Origin of the sequence: Sedimenticola selenatireducens DSM 17993 (assembly GCF_000428045.1) — a bacterium.
Lineage (GTDB): Bacteria > Pseudomonadota > Gammaproteobacteria > Chromatiales > Chromatiaceae > Sedimenticola > Sedimenticola selenatireducens.
Genome location: NZ_ATZE01000031.1, coordinates 26,052 through 40,827 on the forward strand (window position 1 = coordinate 26,052; position 14,776 = coordinate 40,827).

The 14,776-nt window shown below is 52.2% G+C and carries 19 protein-coding genes and 1 pseudogene; 6 read left to right on the plus strand and 14 right to left on the minus strand.

Features of this window, described 5'->3' with window-relative positions:
- Nucleotides 1–85: 85 nt before the first annotated feature.
- Together rho and trxA are read right to left on the minus strand one after the other, a co-directional pair.
- The gene (gene rho, locus A3GO_RS0117840) at nt 86–1,342 is read right to left on the minus strand and encodes a transcription termination factor Rho (protein ID WP_029134561.1); all 1,257 of its coding nucleotides are present in this window, start codon (nt 1,340–1,342) and stop codon (nt 86–88) included.
- Between the two features lie 180 nt (nt 1,343–1,522).
- Nucleotides 1,523–1,849, minus strand: coding sequence for a thioredoxin TrxA (trxA, locus tag A3GO_RS0117845; RefSeq protein WP_029134562.1), 327 nt, complete (start codon nt 1,847–1,849; stop codon nt 1,523–1,525).
- A 182-nt stretch (nt 1,850–2,031) separates the two neighbouring features.
- Here trxA and rhlB point away from each other — a divergent pair, with 182 nt between their 5' ends.
- Nucleotides 2,032–3,393 carry an ATP-dependent RNA helicase RhlB gene (rhlB, locus tag A3GO_RS24425; RefSeq protein ID WP_037375899.1) on the plus strand — a complete coding sequence of 454 codons (1,362 nt, stop codon included), beginning with the start codon at nt 2,032–2,034 and terminating at the stop codon, nt 3,391–3,393.
- A 3-nt stretch (nt 3,394–3,396) separates the two neighbouring features.
- Nucleotides 3,397–3,774, plus strand: a complete 378-nt coding sequence (locus A3GO_RS0117855; protein WP_029134563.1) for a YkgJ family cysteine cluster protein — start codon at nt 3,397–3,399, stop codon at nt 3,772–3,774.
- Between the two features lie 352 nt (nt 3,775–4,126).
- On the opposite strand, the gene yrfG is transcribed toward A3GO_RS0117855, so the two are convergent.
- Nucleotides 4,127–4,780, minus strand: coding sequence for a GMP/IMP nucleotidase (gene yrfG / locus A3GO_RS0117860; RefSeq protein ID WP_029134564.1), 654 nt, complete (start codon nt 4,778–4,780; stop codon nt 4,127–4,129).
- A gap of 50 nt (nt 4,781–4,830) precedes the next feature.
- On the opposite strand from yrfG, the gene nudE reads away from it, so the two are divergent.
- On the plus strand, nt 4,831–5,376 hold the full coding sequence (nudE, locus tag A3GO_RS0117865) for an ADP compounds hydrolase NudE (RefSeq protein ID WP_029134565.1): 546 nt from the start codon (nt 4,831–4,833) through the stop codon (nt 5,374–5,376).
- Nucleotides 5,377–5,447: 71 nt separating this feature from the next.
- On the opposite strand, the gene A3GO_RS25485 is transcribed toward nudE, so the two are convergent.
- Nucleotides 5,448–5,906 (minus strand): hypothetical protein, encoded by a 459-nt coding sequence (locus A3GO_RS25485; RefSeq protein ID WP_157606864.1) that lies wholly within the window; start codon nt 5,904–5,906, stop codon nt 5,448–5,450.
- 117 nt (nt 5,907–6,023) lie between these two features.
- On the opposite strand from A3GO_RS25485, the gene A3GO_RS24435 reads away from it, so the two are divergent.
- Nucleotides 6,024–7,184 carry a DUF484 family protein gene (locus A3GO_RS24435; RefSeq protein WP_051302586.1) on the plus strand — a complete coding sequence of 387 codons (1,161 nt, stop codon included), beginning with the start codon at nt 6,024–6,026 and terminating at the stop codon, nt 7,182–7,184.
- 63 nt (nt 7,185–7,247) lie between these two features.
- Here A3GO_RS24435 and A3GO_RS0117880 read toward each other — a convergent pair whose 3' ends face one another.
- The 6 genes from A3GO_RS0117880 to A3GO_RS0117905 form a co-directional block, all read right to left on the minus strand.
- Nucleotides 7,248–7,616 carry a YajD family HNH nuclease gene (locus tag A3GO_RS0117880; RefSeq protein WP_029134566.1) on the minus strand — a complete coding sequence of 123 codons (369 nt, stop codon included), beginning with the start codon at nt 7,614–7,616 and terminating at the stop codon, nt 7,248–7,250.
- Between the two features lie 204 nt (nt 7,617–7,820).
- The gene (locus tag A3GO_RS0117885; RefSeq protein ID WP_051302589.1) at nt 7,821–8,546 is read right to left on the minus strand and encodes a class I SAM-dependent methyltransferase; all 726 of its coding nucleotides are present in this window, start codon (nt 8,544–8,546) and stop codon (nt 7,821–7,823) included.
- A 457-nt stretch (nt 8,547–9,003) separates the two neighbouring features.
- The gene (locus A3GO_RS0117890) at nt 9,004–9,339 is read right to left on the minus strand and encodes a putative quinol monooxygenase (RefSeq protein WP_029134568.1); all 336 of its coding nucleotides are present in this window, start codon (nt 9,337–9,339) and stop codon (nt 9,004–9,006) included.
- Between the two features lie 166 nt (nt 9,340–9,505).
- Nucleotides 9,506–10,150: a Vat family streptogramin A O-acetyltransferase gene (locus A3GO_RS0117895; RefSeq protein ID WP_418064563.1), complete on the minus strand. Its 645-nt coding sequence runs from the start codon at nt 10,148–10,150 to the stop codon at nt 9,506–9,508.
- Nucleotides 10,151–10,215: 65 nt separating this feature from the next.
- Complete coding sequence (locus tag A3GO_RS0117900) at nt 10,216–11,211, minus strand: threonine ammonia-lyase (RefSeq protein WP_029134570.1); 996 nt, start codon at nt 11,209–11,211, stop codon at nt 10,216–10,218.
- 363 nt (nt 11,212–11,574) lie between these two features.
- Nucleotides 11,575–12,144 (minus strand): uracil-DNA glycosylase, encoded by a 570-nt coding sequence (locus tag A3GO_RS0117905; protein ID WP_029134571.1) that lies wholly within the window; start codon nt 12,142–12,144, stop codon nt 11,575–11,577.
- A gap of 122 nt (nt 12,145–12,266) precedes the next feature.
- Between A3GO_RS0117905 and A3GO_RS0117910 the strand changes: the two genes are divergently transcribed.
- Together A3GO_RS0117910 and A3GO_RS0117915 are read left to right on the plus strand one after the other, a co-directional pair.
- Nucleotides 12,267–12,512, plus strand: a complete 246-nt coding sequence (locus A3GO_RS0117910; protein ID WP_029134572.1) for a type II toxin-antitoxin system CcdA family antitoxin — start codon at nt 12,267–12,269, stop codon at nt 12,510–12,512.
- Entirely contained in the window at nt 12,512–12,829 is a 318-nt protein-coding gene (locus A3GO_RS0117915) for a CcdB family protein (RefSeq protein ID WP_029134573.1), read from the plus strand. Before A3GO_RS0117910 ends, A3GO_RS0117915 begins: the two co-directional genes overlap by 1 nt.
- A 29-nt stretch (nt 12,830–12,858) precedes the next feature.
- Here the strand turns inward: A3GO_RS0117915 and A3GO_RS26615 are convergent.
- From A3GO_RS26615 to A3GO_RS24440, 4 genes and pseudogenes are all read right to left on the minus strand, one after another.
- Nucleotides 12,859–13,125: pseudogene (locus tag A3GO_RS26615) on the minus strand (IS256 family transposase); the annotation flags it as partial.
- 265 nt (nt 13,126–13,390) lie between these two features.
- A complete protein-coding gene (locus A3GO_RS0117920; protein ID WP_029134574.1) occupies nt 13,391–14,080 on the minus strand; it encodes a VIT1/CCC1 transporter family protein in 690 nt (229 codons plus the stop codon).
- Nucleotides 14,081–14,168: 88 nt separating this feature from the next.
- On the minus strand, nt 14,169–14,429 hold the full coding sequence (locus A3GO_RS0117925; RefSeq protein ID WP_029131930.1) for a helix-turn-helix domain-containing protein: 261 nt from the start codon (nt 14,427–14,429) through the stop codon (nt 14,169–14,171).
- Between the two features lies 1 nt (nt 14,430).
- Nucleotides 14,431–14,712 (minus strand): type II toxin-antitoxin system RelE/ParE family toxin, encoded by a 282-nt coding sequence (locus A3GO_RS24440; protein ID WP_037374394.1) that lies wholly within the window; start codon nt 14,710–14,712, stop codon nt 14,431–14,433.
- Between the last annotated feature and the right edge of the window lie 64 nt (nt 14,713–14,776).

Here is a 14,776-nt window from a genome sequence, read left to right on the forward strand (position 1 = left end):
TAATTGGGACAAAGCCATTAAAAAGGCCACCCTTACTTACTAAGAGGCAGCCTTGTTATCACTACTTAACCCGCTGATCTGGGCATCATCCCTTCATCGAGGCGAAGAATTCCTCGTTGGTCTTGGTGTCCTTGAGCTTGTCGAACAGGAACTCCATCGCCGCCAGCTCATCCATCGGGTGCAGGATCTTGCGCAGGATCCACATCTTCTGCAACGCATCCGGTTTCATCAGCAGATCTTCACGGCGGGTACCGGAACGATTGATGTTGATCGCGGGGAAGATGCGTTTCTCGGCAATGCGCCGATCCAGGTGAATCTCCATGTTACCGGTGCCCTTGAACTCTTCGTAAATCACATCATCCATGCGCGAGCCGGTTTCCACCAGAGCGGTGGCTATGATGGTCAGGCTACCGCCCTCTTCCACATTGCGCGCCGCGCCGAAAAATCTCTTGGGACGGTGCAGCGCATTGGCATCCACACCACCGGTCAACACCTTGCCGGATGACGGGATCACCGTGTTATAGGCACGCGCCAGACGGGTGATGGAGTCGAGCAGGATCACCACATCTTTCTTGTGCTCCACCAGACGCTTGGCCTTCTCGATCACCATCTCAGCCACCTGGACGTGGCGAGCCGCCGGCTCGTCGAAGGTGGAGGAGATCACCTCGCCCCGCACCGAACGAGCCATCTCGGTCACCTCTTCCGGGCGCTCGTCGATCAGCAGTACGATCAGCTGGGCCTCGGGGTGGTTGTAGGCGATGGACTGGGCGATGTTCTGCATCAGCATGGTCTTGCCTGCCTTGGGCGGGGAGACGATCAGGCCGCGCTGGCCCTTGCCGATCGGCGCACAGAGCTCGATAGTGCGCGCGGTGATATCCTCGGTACTGCCGTTGCCTTTCTCCAGATTGAACTTCTCATTGGCGAACAGCGGCGTGAAGTTCTCGAACAGGATTTTGTTCTTGGCGTTTTCCGGCTTGTCATAGTTGATCTCGCTGACCTTGAGCAGGGCGAAATAGCGTTCGCTCTCCTTGGGGGGGCGGATCTTGCCGGAGATGGTGTCGCCAGTGCGAAGGTTGAAGCGCCTGATCTGACTGGGGGAGACGTAAATGTCATCCGGCCCCGCCAGGTAGGAGCTGTCCGCTGCGCGCAGGAAGCCAAAACCATCCTGAAGAATTTCCAGGACACCATCGCCGTGGATATCCTCGCCCTTCTTGGCGTGCGCCTTGAGGATGGCGAAGATCAGATCCTGTTTGCGGGACCGCGCCATACCCTCCAGCTTCATGGATTGGGCGAGTTCGACCAGTTCAGTAACCGGCATCTTTTTAAGTTCGGTGAGATTCATGATGTTATGCGTGATTGAAAAAAGAACGGAACGGGCTTTGGGTTCCCGTTTGGAACAGAGTTATTGGGATATCGCTCTGGGGTGATTGGTTTCTTGGTATTAGCACTCACGGGAGGGCTATTAGGCGAATTCTAGCACCATCCCGGAGTACGTCCAGTATTAATTGTGTTTTGATCTGTTTCAGAGATTGCTGTCAATGAATGCAATCAGCTGGGATTTTGACACAGCACCGACCTTGGTGGCCTCTACTTCACCATCCTTGAACAACATCAGAGTGGGGATACCACGAATGCCGTAGCGGGGCGGGGTGTTGGGATTTTCGTCAATATTCAGCTTGGCGACCTTGATCTTGCCGGCATATTCACCGGTAATCTCATCCAGCACCGGGGCAATCATCTTACAGGGACCACACCATTCAGCCCAGTAATCCACCAGCACAGGCAGATCTGACTTCAACACTTCCGCCTCAAAATTATCGTCGGTCACATGAACAATCTGTTCACTCACTAGCATTCTCCACAAAATTCGGTTGGGATATCGCACCACGAAGTACGGGGCTGCACCGGTGCTTATCGTTACATCTGGGATCTGTTGTTGTTCGAATCTCCAAAACCAGGGATCTATTTGATCCCAATATTTTGACCATTTCAAGTCCAAACCATCAGTAAATTGCTGTATCCTAGCGCACCATGACAGACAAACACCTCACGGATATCCGTTTTGACAGCTTCGGGCTGTGTAAAGAACTCGCACAAGGCATTGAAGATACTGGCTTTTCCTTCTGCACCCCCATTCAAGCAGAAACCCTGCCCATTGCCCTGAAAGGGCAGGATGTGGCCGGACAGGCGCAGACCGGCACCGGCAAAACCGCCGCCTTCCTGCTGGCGACCTACCAGCATCTGCTGACCAACCCGGCGCCCGAAGGACGCAAACAGAATCAGCCACGAGCACTGATTGTGGCCCCCACCCGCGAACTGGCGGTGCAGATTCACAAGGATGCCGAGGTCCTGGGCAAACATACCGGCCTTACATTGGGACTGGTTTTCGGCGGCACCGGCTATGAGCAGCAGCGCAAACAGCTGGAAGACGGCGTCGATATCCTGATCGGCACCCCCGGCCGCCTGATCGACTACCTGAAGCAGAACATCTACAACCTGAAGGCTACCCAGGTAGTGGTCATGGACGAGGCCGACCGCATGTTCGACCTCGGCTTCATCAAGGATATCCGCTTCATGTTGCGGCGCTGCCCACCACCACAGGAGCGGCTGGGCCTGCTGTTCTCCGCCACCCTCTCGTTTCGGGTACTGGAACTGGCCTACGAGCACATGAACAACCCGACCACGGTCAAGATCGAAACCGACAAGGTGACGGCCGACAAGGTGAAGCAGACCTGCTACATGACCGCCAATGACGAGAAGATCTCGCTGCTGCTCGGCCTGCTGAAAAACATGGACGCCCATCGCACCATCGTCTTCGTCAACACCAAGCGCGGGGCCGACCTGGTCTGGGGCTATCTGGAAGGCAACGGCATCGGCGCCGCGGTAATCTCCGGTGACGTGCCGCAGAAAAAGCGCATGAGCCTGCTGAGCGACTTCCAGGAAGGCCGGCTGCCGGTACTGGTTGCCACCGATGTGGCCGCCCGCGGCCTGCACATTCCGGACGTATCACACGTATTCAATTTCGACCTGCCGGACGACGCAGAGGACTATGTCCACCGTATCGGACGCACCGCCCGGGCCGGTGCCAGCGGTGATGCCATCAGCTTTGCCTGTGAGACCCATGCCTTCTCCCTCCCGGATATTGAAGCCTACATCGGCCATCGCATACCGATGGAGCCGGTAACCACGGAACTGCTGTTCAAGGTCGACCCGAAAAGCCGGATCATCCCGGATCGCCCGGAACGGGACAAACGTCGTAACAGCGGCAGCGGTAAACGACCCGCCCGCCGGACTGACGCAGCACCGGCCAAATCCCAGGCAGCCGGCACCGAGGCGCCCAAGAAAAAACGTCGCCGCAGAAGAAAGCCGAAACAGACCAGCAATACCGAATAAAAAATGGATCTGGCCGTCACCAACAAGTGCAGCCGCTGCCTCAAATCCATTTGTTGCACCTATACCACCGAGGCACTGGGGGTTGCACCGCGCTCCAAGGCCGACTTCGACCATCTGCTGTGGCAGGTCTCCCACCAGGGCGTGGAGCTTTACAAGGATGAGGGTGACTGGTACCTGATGTTCCTGGGACGCTGTGAACACCTGCAGCCGGGCGGTGCCTGTGGCATCTATAACGAACGACCGCAGATCTGTCGCGATTACGACAACGACTGGTGCGAATATGACGCCCCGGCCGAGGACGGCTTCGAGCTCCACTTCCGCAATTACGCGGAGCTGCTCAGCTATTGCAGGAAACGCTTCAAAAGCTGGGGTAAGTGCTGATCCCACCACCCGATAGGGTGAATGCGTTTGCGCTTATCCACCTACCTTTGAACATTTACCCAATTATTGCAAAAATCGGCCTGTAGAAGGCCCGCCTCCGGGCCGAATTCGCGGCGGGGGCGCCGCTCCTAGGGGTGCACGTGCCGGATGGGCTGCGCTTATCCGCCCTGCCTTTGAACATTTACCCGGTTATTGCAAGAATCCGCCTGTAGGAGGCCCGCCCCGGGCCGAATTCGCGGCGGGGGCGCCGCTCCTACGGGTGCACGTGCCGGATGGGCTGCGCTGGTCCACCTTTTTGCGCATTTATGTAGGAGGATGAGCCGGCAGGCGCATTCACCAATGGCATCTGCGGTCAGCCCGGCAGGATAGCGGAAAAATCCTCTATCGCCATGAATCCCTCCGATTCCCGAGCCGGGCCACGGGTGTCGGGTTTTAGCACCCTGATGAGCCAAGCGATGCCGTAATCCCGGGCCGACTCAAGCACCGACAGGCTGTCATCGACAAACAGCGCGCGTGATTTTTCAAATGGCTCGATCTGCTGAAACTTATCCCAGAAGGTTGGCTCTTCTTTCGGCAGCCCCAGGTCATGGGAGCAGACCACGGCGTCAAAATAGCCCTGTAGCTTGGTGCGCTCCATTTTCAGCGCCAGCGCCTTCTGGTGGGCATTAGTCACCAGAACAATCCGCTTCTCCCAGGATCGCGCTGATTCCAGAAAATCCACCACATGGGGATGCACTGCAATCAGATGATCTACCTCCGCCTTGAGCAGGGCAATATCCAATCCCAGCTCGCGGCTCCAGTGGTCCACACAGTACCACTCCAGGGTACCCTCAACACTCTGGTATCGGCTAAGCAGCTCGGCTTTTGCCTGCTCAAGTGAAAAACCGCGGCTCTCGGCATAGCGCCGGGGCACATGTTCCAGCCAGAAATAGTTGTCGAAATGGAGGTCCAGCAGGGTGCCATCCATATCCAGCAGGATCGTGTCGATTTGGTTCCAGTCAATCATGGGGTAAAGTTACAGTGGAACCCGACCGCATAGCAACAGAAGAAACCAACATGCCTAAACCGCCCCGCATCAGCAATCGCCGCACCCTCAACGAAACCGGCGTGTTTCATATCGAGGAGATAGATCTGGAGTTTGCCAACGGCCAACAGCGCACTTATCAGCGGGTGGTCGGCTCCGAGGAGGGCGCAGTGCTGGTGGTGCCGATGCTGGATGCCGAGACGCTGCTGCTGATCCGCGAGTATGCCGCAGGGGTCAACCGTTACGAACTTGCCTTTCCAAAAGGCCATATAGAACCGGGTGAAGAGCCGCTCACCGCCGGCAACCGGGAACTGCAGGAGGAGACCGGCTATGCGGCCAAACGGCTGGAACTGCTCAACTCGGTCAGTGTCGCTCCGGGCTACATCTACCACACAACCCACATCGTGCTGGCACGGGATCTCTATCCGCACCCCCTTCCCGGCGATGAACCGGAACCTATCGAAGTGATCCCGTGGAAACTACGCGATTTCGATCAACTGCTGGCGCAGGCAGATTTTACCGAGGCCAGATCACAACTGGCCTTGTTTTTGGCCCGGGAAAGACTGCGGCACAGGTAACCGGTGCCTCAACTCCATGCGCTGGGCTCACAGGGCGCGCCCTATTACATGGCAGGGGAGCCCCAAGAAGCCTAACGACAAAACTCCCGCAGATAGTCACTCTGTTCACGGCGCTGTTGGCGTAACCGCTCGCCCCGTGAGGGCTTGTATCCTCGGCGCAGCTCTGCTTCGATCCGCTCAATCCGCTGGCCAGCTTTCCAGCATGCCTGTTCCTGCTTGCGTTCTGCACGAGCCGCCCTTCCCAGTGCGGCCTGGTCCCTGGAACCCGCCTTGGCGGAACCCCGCCCCTGGCCCGACCGCCCCCGGGGACTCGCCACCCACTCCGTGGTGCGGACATCCAGCTCAACTTCCACGCCCTGGGCGCAGGGGATCTGCTGAAAAATCACCCCATCGGGACCATCGGGACAGCGAAACACTCCCGAAACAACCGGCCCCGAGGCCATGGTGCTGATTAAAAATGTGACCCAAACCCCAACTATAGCGGCCTGGCTACGCATTTTGAGGCAATTCCGTCCCTGTCGATGTCTCATCCCTGATACTCCTTTTTATAATATTGTCACATTCCGTTACTGGCACAAACCGCTGCACCGGGTATTATGTACATGGAAAAACTAACGCCCAACCCTGGATGGTCGACAGTTATCAGCATGCCAAAAACGCCTACCAACCCTTCGCCGACGGATCTGGCCTTCATCAACCGCCAGTTACGACAACGGTTGAACAGCCTCACCCGCGAGGCCAACCACAACGAGGAGGTATTAAAACGCTTCCACGACCGCGAACTGACCCTGCTGGCAACGGAATCCCTACCCCAGCTGCTCGGCTGCCTGGTCGATGGCATGAAATCTTCATTCGACCTGCCCAACATCCAGCTGATACTGCATGACCCTGACCATGAACTCAGGCACCTGCTGCTCCATTCAGGAATAGAACCGGACAGTCTGGCCGATATCCGTTTCGTCGATGAGATCGCCACCTTCTCGCCCAAACATGCCCGCTACAAGGCCCCCTGGCTCGGACCCTACCTGGACCATGAACACGCCATCCTGTTTCCTGCCGCCGAGACCTTGCAGAGCATCGCCATCCTGCCCATGATCCGACGCGGCAAGCTGGTCGGCTTCATTGGCCTTGGCAGCCACGATCCCAATCGCTTCACCCGCCATCACGCCAGCGACTTCCTCAACCGCCTGGCCACCATCAGCGCCATCTGCCTGGAGAACACCGCCAACCGGGAGCATCTGGTGATCGCCGGACTCACCGACGCCCTGACCGGCCTGCACAACCGCCGCTATCTTGAGCGCCGACTCGAGGAAGAGGTCACCCGGGCGTTGCGTTACCAGCACCCCCTGAGCTGCCTGTTCATTGATGCCGACCACTTCAAGCAGATTAATGATCTGCATGGACACGGCGCCGGCGACAGCGTACTGCGCGAACTGGCACTCAGGGTTAAGGAGTGTCTGCGCCTGTCCGACATCGCCACCCGTTATGGCGGCGAAGAGTTTACCCTGCTGCTGCCTCAGACCGATGCCACCGAGGCGGGCAATCTGGCCGAAAGAATACGCCACCGAATCCAGGCCAAACCGATTGCCATACATGGCGGTGAAAGCGTCGAGGTCACTGTCTCCATCGGAGTTTCGGCCCTGCAATCAGGCAGCGGTGACAGCACACTGAAGATTGCCGAACAACTTCTCGAGGAAGCGGACAATGCACTCTACCTGGCCAAAGAATCCGGGCGGAACCGGGTACAACTGGCGAACCCGACCAGCATACCCAAGAACGAGCAAGAGATAGTTGAAATAAACGACTAATTCAGCGTAAGGGTTATCTGAAATCCGACTCGTCGCGCCCCGCCAAAGCCAGGAGAGCCACTGTCACTTTTTACCCTTCAGCAGGGACGCAAGATCGGCAAACGGGTTATGGGTTGCGCTGCTTTTCTGGGCATCAGCCGAGGCATCACCATACTCCGAATCAATATAGCGTGAGTGTTCATTGTCGTGACAATAGATGCATAACAACTCCCAGTTGCTGCCATCCGGGGGATTGTTATCGTGATTATGATCTCGATGATGCACCGTCAACTCCCGCAGGTTATCGCGGGTAAATTCCCGTGCACACCGGCCACATACCCAGGGATACAGCTTCAGCGCCCGCTCACGATAACCTTTTTCCCGCTCCTCGCGGGCACGTCTGGCGTCCGCAACGACCCGATCCAGCTTACTCGTAGAATTATCCGATGCCATTTTCAAGACCCTAACATGATTGCAACCACTGTCACCCACCTGCGGGAAATGATGAGCGGTGACTACCTTTTACCGCCGCGGCCAAGTGACCTGATGCCTCTAGTATAGCTCGACAAGTTCGGCAATTATCGCCCCGTAAATATAACCGCATACCGAGCAAGTGCAGCAAGCAAAGGTCCGGCAACATTTGTTCTTCAGGCCCAGCTAAACATAACAAACAGGTACAACATCAGAATACCATCCATCACCAACTGCCAAGGGATATCCCTCGCCGCCGCCTCCCCGATACACGAATAGCTGATGCTCCTTGGGATACATTTCCGATTTATGGATCTCTACTTTTGTAAAGACCGCTTCGAACCGGGCAAAATAATCCAAACCTGCCTCATGCATCATCCTTGTTACTTTATCTCTGTCTTTTCTATCTCTGGTCTTTTCATGTACCAAGGGGATCGGCAATACGGCGATACCATTAGTCCTCAAAACTCTTCTGAACTCGGATATCGCTTTCATGTCATCATCTGGATATTCAAGTACATGAGAAGCAAAAACCATATCAAAGCTGGCATCTGGAAAAGGTATGTCTTGAATATCAAAGTTTTTATCTACATCCTTACGATACAGGTCACCTGATACGTAAGTTTTAAATTTTCTCCTGAACAATTTTCTAAACGCATTTTCAGGCGCGATGTGCAAAATACTCTGGGAAGAACAATCAATACTTTTAAATATATTCTCAAGAACCAAATATTGAAGCCTTGCTCTTTCCAACTCCCCACATTTCGGGCATTTGGCATGCAGTCTTACATTTTTGTCCTTAAATGGACCTGCATAATTACAAATAGGACAAAGAAAGCTCTCCTTATCCTTGTTCAGTAATTTAAAAAACGGTGCCCTTAATCCCTTGATCGCATACTCAATATTTTTCATCCGATTATCTGACTCATGATTGTGATTTCGTACAGTGTGCTTATCCGCAACAGGTAGACAATGGGTAATACCCCTTGCACTCTAATTCTGCCGGATTGATGCAGCCCAAAACAGCGCATCTACGTAAGCGGTTATAGAAGATTTCAATGTATTTGAATATACCCGACTTCGCTACTTCAATCGACCGGGATCCTCTCCTCGGCCTAGAGAAGGATAATGCCGCCATCAAAACCCATGGGGCTGCTTGTCGCCCCTCTTGATCAGTTGACACCCAAAACAACCAACCTGATCGCTGAATGGTCTTCACCGGATATCTTTTCAGGGTAAAATCTTACCTGCCAAGATGGAAGTTGGTCGCACTGGCAATCCTCCTTTCGCTACACGCGCATCCGTGAAACTTTACCAACGGGAGAGCAAAAGAGCTGGCTTCCACGGCACCTTGACCAAACAGCGAGCGTTACGGATAGGCGACAGGCTTAACCCCCGATCCATCTGCTAACCAGACATCTGTCACCGGCGATATATAGGTGCTATGCGCAATATGGGGAAAAAGGCGATCGACAAACCGCTTGATTGCCTCGGACTCTCGGATCTGTTCGAGAGCGGCCACCGAGTCGAATACCGTGACATGATAGTGATGAAGCGGGTTGTCTCGATCTTCAAGCCACAGCGACAATTGAACTCCAGGAACTGCTGCCTTGAAATACTCTACCAACTCTGCCGCCGCCGATTTTGCCTCTGATACGTCACCGTCCGGCTTGAAGTCGTAGTCATTTACCACTGTAATGGACATAACGGGTCTCCTCTGTGCCATAGACCAAATAATAGTCGATGACTGCCGATGCCGCTCTCCATCCAATTCTACATCTCGGCGTCAAAAAGCGATGGGGGATTGCCACTCAAAATGTCCCACCACTGACAATTGACCTACGCCACTAACCAGACCTGAGTTATTCCAATTAAAACTCTTTTGCGTTTTTAAGTGCGCCAAGATCACAACCAACTATGGCTTCGAGATTTGAAGTTATTTTCTCTGCACTCCAATCCCACCAGGAGATCGCCAGTAGTTCCCTGATTGTGTCTTCATCGAAACGATACCTGATCACTTTTGCAGGATTACCACCAACAACACTATAAGCCGGCACGTCGCTCGTAACGACCGACTTGCTGGCGATGATTGCACCACTACCCACCCTGACTCCCGGCATAATGGTAGCGTCATACCCGATCCACACATCGCTACCTATTTCAGTGTCACCTTTGTAGGGTAGGTCTCCCGCTTTCGGCATTACCCGCTCCCACCCGTTGCCAAATATCTGAAACGGATAGGTAGAAAATCCGGACACCTTGTGATTTGCCCCATTCATTATGAATTTGGTGTCTTTTGCAATGGCGCAAAATTTGCCAATTTTCAGCTTGTCGCCGATGAATGGAAAATGATAATGGACATTATTCTCGAACCGCTCCGGACCTTCCGGGTCGTCATAGTAGGTATAGTCACCGACAATGATGTTTTCGCGAGAAATAAAATTCTTCAAGTAGCCAACCTGGGGAAAACCTTTCATTGGCGCCTTATCTTCCGGGTCTGGTCCGTTCAAGCTGATACCTCCGATGGGTATATACCCTGGTCGACGCCAGAACTTGCAGAAGGCCTGGCGAGTCCACGGCGTTATTTTTTATATCCACTAGAAAAGTACGAGTGTTGGTAAGCTCGCCTGATTTCATCAGAAGAGGCATTACAGCCACTAAACTGTAAAACCACTTTCTTCCCTTTCAATTTATCTTTCAATTTCAACGCCGCCATAATCGGCGCGCCTCCGGCCCCCTCAAGCAGATTGTGTGTGTAAAAACCTGCCAGTGCGATGCCTTGATAAATCTCCTCTTCCGAAAGAACGACAAAGTCTGCCAGGTTTTCCTTGTAAATACTGAATGGCAGTTCATAGGCTATCCCGGTTGCAAAGCCGCCGGCAAAAGTTGAATTTGGAGCTTCGACAATCACTCCCTTCTTCCAGGAAAGATATGCCGCTTGAGAACTGGAAGATTGAACCGCATAAATTTCAATTCCCGGATTAATATTCTTGAGAGTTGTTATCGCGGCAGCGACTTCACTCCCCGCGCCAATCGGTACAATGACAGCATCAACGTCAGGCAAATCTTCTATCACTTCCAAAAACCCTGTACCAACACCATTAATCAGATGTGGCTCATTCGCAGGATGCACATAATATAGGCCCCTGCTTTCACACAAACTCTCTACTACATTCGCCGCCTCTTCAAAAGTACCACCAGCTTCAATCAGTTCGGCGCCGGACTGCCGGATCATTCTATTTTTTGCCGGATTGTTATTTTGCGGGACAACCACAACTGAATCGACCCCAAACCACGAAGCGGCACAGGCAATTGAAATGCCATGATTCCCCGTAGAAAACGTAATGACCCCCTTTACATCCCTAGCCTTTAGATGGGACATCAAATTAACACCGCCACGAATTTTAAAGCTCCCTGTTGGATGATGGTTTTCATGCTTTACGTAGACGCTCGCACCAATCAATTCAGACAGCCCTATGTATTCTAATAAGGGCGAAGGCGTGAGTCTGTTGTAAACGGCTTTACGGGCACGGATCACTTCGGTCAGGGATATGGGATGGCGCTTGATATCTTCCATTAGTCTTTCCATAGCTGGTGGTTCGGGAGGCTGACATTGTCCTTGCCGGTCAGAGGAAGTTATTATTCGGTCCTCTTTGCCCTATCCTGACCGCATAGTCGGGAGTATGTCCAGCGTCACGATCACCTCCTTAACCAGCAAACTTTCCGGGTGAAGGATTTGACTTCGATAGTTGGTTTTTACATATAACGCTAGCGGTGACCGGACCTGAAAAGCGGTGTGGTTTTTGCGGTAAAATCCAGCGAAGCGAGGCCACAAAAAGCGCGCCGATTTTCGGGTTAGGATCAGAGCGACTTGAATCGCTTGTTCCAACAAACGGTTCAGATCGTGGCTCGCTTCGTTCTCACGATCCAACCTTATTCATTATGTATTTGCTTCCACGATGACCTTGGACAAATTCCGGATGTACTCCTCACGTACGGCCTTGGGCTTTTTCATAATGAACGAAGGGTGATAAACAAAGTGTACGTGAGTGACTGAATTCGCTGAGTGCATTGTTTTCACACAAGGACGGGATACAGTTGGGTTGATGTGCGTCCATGCGTCTTTTCCTAAGCAAATAATGATTTTTGGAGATAACCAAGACAATTCCTTTTCGAGGTAAGGACTGCAATTAGCGATTTCATGTGGCTCGGATTTGCGATTTCCATCCGGGTGACATTTAACAACATTGGTTATGTAAATGTCCTTTTTCTCGATATTTGCCTGCTCAAACGCTAGATCAAGCAATTTTCCAGAACCACCAGTAAAGGGGATTTGGGCTTCTATGCAGGGCTTTCCGCAAAGAGACTGGCCAATAAAAATGATTCGGGAGTTAGTATTTCCATAGCCAGGCGCATTTTCAGTACCGAGTTCCTTAGAATTCAATCCCTCGCACTTTTGGCAAGACTTAATGCTGTGCCGAAGATTCAGCCATTTATCGGTGTTGTTCATTTTTTACGTATAACCCGGAAAGAACCGGCGGCGAAGCCGCCTGGTTGCTTGACTTGTTAAAAGCGCCCAACTACCATTATGCGCATTAACTATGCGCATAAACTATCCTGGGAGCGAATATAATGCAACCTGTAATTGACAGCAAAGCCCCAAAAAAAGCCACTAATCTTAGTATAAACAAAGAGTTACTAGAAGAGGCTCGCAACCTAAACATAAACCTTTCAGCAACACTTGAGCAGGCGCTAACTGAAAAGGTGCGCCAAGAAAGGCGCAAGCAATGGTTAGAGGATAACCGAGAAGCCATTGAAGCCTGCAATCAACTTGCAGAACAAAATGGTCTTTTCTCTGACAAGCACAGGGTATTCTGATGGATCAATTCGACCTCTACGTTAATACGGACAGCGACACCAACAAGACATACCCCTATTTTGTCGATATTCAGAATGGCCTACTCGATACGCTTAATAGCAGGGTAGTAATTCCGCTAACGCCTATAAGTAAATCCGACAAGAGATACCCCGATAACCTTTGCCCCATTGTAAAAATTAAAAATAAAAAATTTGCTCTCCTTACTCACCAGCTCACAAGCGTATCCGCCAACTTCCTCAATAAGAAGGAAGGCTCACTCTCTTCAAGCAGAGATGACATTGTTGCCGCGATAGACTTTCTGGTTACAGGCATTTAACGTGGCAGCAACTGGCTGCAGATCTATAGTCAAATCTGGTGTATGACCAATTCAGCCGTATCCTGCGATTGATCCGTTTCTACTCGTTCGCCATCCTTGAATATCACTCCCTCGACGACATCAGCTAGTAGTTTGTAGCCTCGTAATCATCGCCACTTCTTCTGCGCCGTTGTCATCTGTTTCCAAGCCATAGTCAGGGTCGTCTTACGACTGCCACAGTTCTTGGTTTTCGTCTTTCTCAAGCGTACCGTGGTAAACACCAATTCAATCGGGTTTGTTGTCCGGATATGCTGCCAGCGAGATCGAGATAACGCGAGATAGCGGACACCCACCTATTGACAACCTCCTTAACCTGCACACCCTCAAGGTGACTGAGCTGTACTGCTTTGGCCTTGAACTCCTCGCTATATTTGTATGTTGTTCTTGGTCCTGGTTTTGGCATTATTGATTGCTCCTGAACAGTTAGTTCAGGGTGTCAACCAAACCGCAGGAACTCTCGCGTCAACTTGACCCAATTGTTAGCTGTGCCTAAAGACATGGGCACCGTATATAAATGCAACATTATGCAACCACACCAAATATTCGACCTACACCTGCTGTTAGCGCCATTGCAAGTGAACCCCAGAAAGTAACTCTGATGGCACCTACAGCAATTGACGCGCCGCCTGCGCGCGCCGCAATACCACCAAGGAGGGCGAGAAACACCAGCGAGAACACTGCGACAACAGGAATAAGTTGGCTACCTGGTACAACCCATGCCACCACTAACGGAAGTGCGGCACCGACTGTAAAAGTACCTGCCGAAGAAAACGCCGCTTGAACGGGCTTGGCGCTAACACTCTCCGAAATTCCTATTTCATCTCTGGCATGCGCTCCAAGTGCATCGTGAGCCATTAGCTGCTCAGCAACTTGCTTAGCCAGAAACGACTCAAGCCCCCTGCGTTCGTATATTTTTGCGAGCTCCTCTTTTTCAAACTCAACATCCTGTTCCAGCGATTTTTTCTCAATTGCGAGATCTGCCTTTTCAGTATCTGACTGAGAGCTAACCGATACGTATTCACCAGCAGCCATAGACATCGCGCCTGCAACTAAACCAGCAGCTCCAGCGAGCAGGATGCCTTCATGGGCGGTACTCGCAGCGGCAACACCAATAATAAGACTTGCAGTAGATACAATTCCGTCATTTGCACCAAGTACTGCTGCGCGTAACCACCCTACTCGATGTGATCGATGTATTTCGCTATGGCTCATAAGATTTCTAGATGATTTCTATTACAGCTAACGCTTTGCACAGCCGGAAGCCGCCGCGCAGCGGTGTCGTATCGGCTGGTGCAACTGGTTACGCTGCTTTACTATCATCAAGCTCCCAGCCTGGAAATACCAACACGGCAGGATGGCAGCGTAGCGCTTTCGCTAATACCTTCGCCCTTTCAACACCCAAGCTCACTCGATTATTCTCAATCGCTGACAGAGTAGATTGTGGAATACCGGTCAATACGGCTAATTGATTCTGGCTTAGCTCCTGTAGTTCACGGATAATGCGAACAGAATCACCAACCGATACATCCGTAGTCTTCTTGGCTTTTTGGTACTCTTTCATATCATTTCCTCCGATAGTCGTGAGGAGTTACTTCTACAACTTTTACGAGAACATTGTCGCGTTCAATTGTATAAATTACTCGGTATTGTTGATTTAGTCGCGACGAGCGAAATCCCTTCCAATCCCCCTTCAAGGCCTCATCATTAAAGCCGCGGATGAGCTTTAAGCCGTCAGGTCCAGATAGTCGTACTATATCTTTCCATTTTTCGTAACGTTGCAAGATTTCCTTTGGAATCTTACTCAGCTGCCTCGGGACCTTCCGGTGTTCGTAGATTTGCCACATACCATATATAGTATATATACTGTTTTTAGTATGTCAACAAGGATTTTAATGCGTAACGCTGCCA

What these genes read in the sequence shown, in the direction of transcription:
- nudE (WP_029134565.1), top strand. Translation starts at nt 4,831, where the DNA reads ATGCCTAAACCGCCCCGCATCAGCAATCGCCGCACCCTCAACGAAACC.
- rho (WP_029134561.1), bottom strand. Translation starts at nt 1,342, where the DNA reads ATGAATCTCACCGAACTTAAAAAGATGCCGGTTACTGAACTGGTCGAA.
- yrfG (WP_029134564.1), bottom strand. Translation starts at nt 4,780, where the DNA reads ATGATTGACTGGAACCAAATCGACACGATCCTGCTGGATATGGATGGC.
- A3GO_RS0117880 (WP_029134566.1), bottom strand. Translation starts at nt 7,616, where the DNA reads ATGGCATCGGATAATTCTACGAGTAAGCTGGATCGGGTCGTTGCGGAC.
- A3GO_RS24435 (WP_051302586.1), top strand. Translation starts at nt 6,024, where the DNA reads ATGCCAAAAACGCCTACCAACCCTTCGCCGACGGATCTGGCCTTCATC.
- A3GO_RS24440 (WP_037374394.1), bottom strand. Translation starts at nt 14,712, where the DNA reads ATGTGGCAAATCTACGAACACCGGAAGGTCCCGAGGCAGCTGAGTAAG.
- A3GO_RS0117885 (WP_051302589.1), bottom strand. Translation starts at nt 8,546, where the DNA reads ATGAAAAATATTGAGTATGCGATCAAGGGATTAAGGGCACCGTTTTTT.
- A3GO_RS0117920 (WP_029134574.1), bottom strand. Translation starts at nt 14,080, where the DNA reads ATGAGCCATAGCGAAATACATCGATCACATCGAGTAGGGTGGTTACGC.
- A3GO_RS0117855 (WP_029134563.1), top strand. Translation starts at nt 3,397, where the DNA reads ATGGATCTGGCCGTCACCAACAAGTGCAGCCGCTGCCTCAAATCCATT.
- A3GO_RS0117900 (WP_029134570.1), bottom strand. Translation starts at nt 11,211, where the DNA reads ATGGAAGATATCAAGCGCCATCCCATATCCCTGACCGAAGTGATCCGT.
- A3GO_RS0117915 (WP_029134573.1), top strand. Translation starts at nt 12,512, where the DNA reads ATGGATCAATTCGACCTCTACGTTAATACGGACAGCGACACCAACAAG.
- A3GO_RS25485 (WP_157606864.1), bottom strand. Translation starts at nt 5,906, where the DNA reads ATGAGACATCGACAGGGACGGAATTGCCTCAAAATGCGTAGCCAGGCC.
- A3GO_RS0117925 (WP_029131930.1), bottom strand. Translation starts at nt 14,429, where the DNA reads ATGAAAGAGTACCAAAAAGCCAAGAAGACTACGGATGTATCGGTTGGT.
- A3GO_RS0117905 (WP_029134571.1), bottom strand. Translation starts at nt 12,144, where the DNA reads ATGAACAACACCGATAAATGGCTGAATCTTCGGCACAGCATTAAGTCT.
- rhlB (WP_037375899.1), top strand. Translation starts at nt 2,032, where the DNA reads ATGACAGACAAACACCTCACGGATATCCGTTTTGACAGCTTCGGGCTG.
- A3GO_RS0117890 (WP_029134568.1), bottom strand. Translation starts at nt 9,339, where the DNA reads ATGTCCATTACAGTGGTAAATGACTACGACTTCAAGCCGGACGGTGAC.
- A3GO_RS0117910 (WP_029134572.1), top strand. Translation starts at nt 12,267, where the DNA reads ATGCAACCTGTAATTGACAGCAAAGCCCCAAAAAAAGCCACTAATCTT.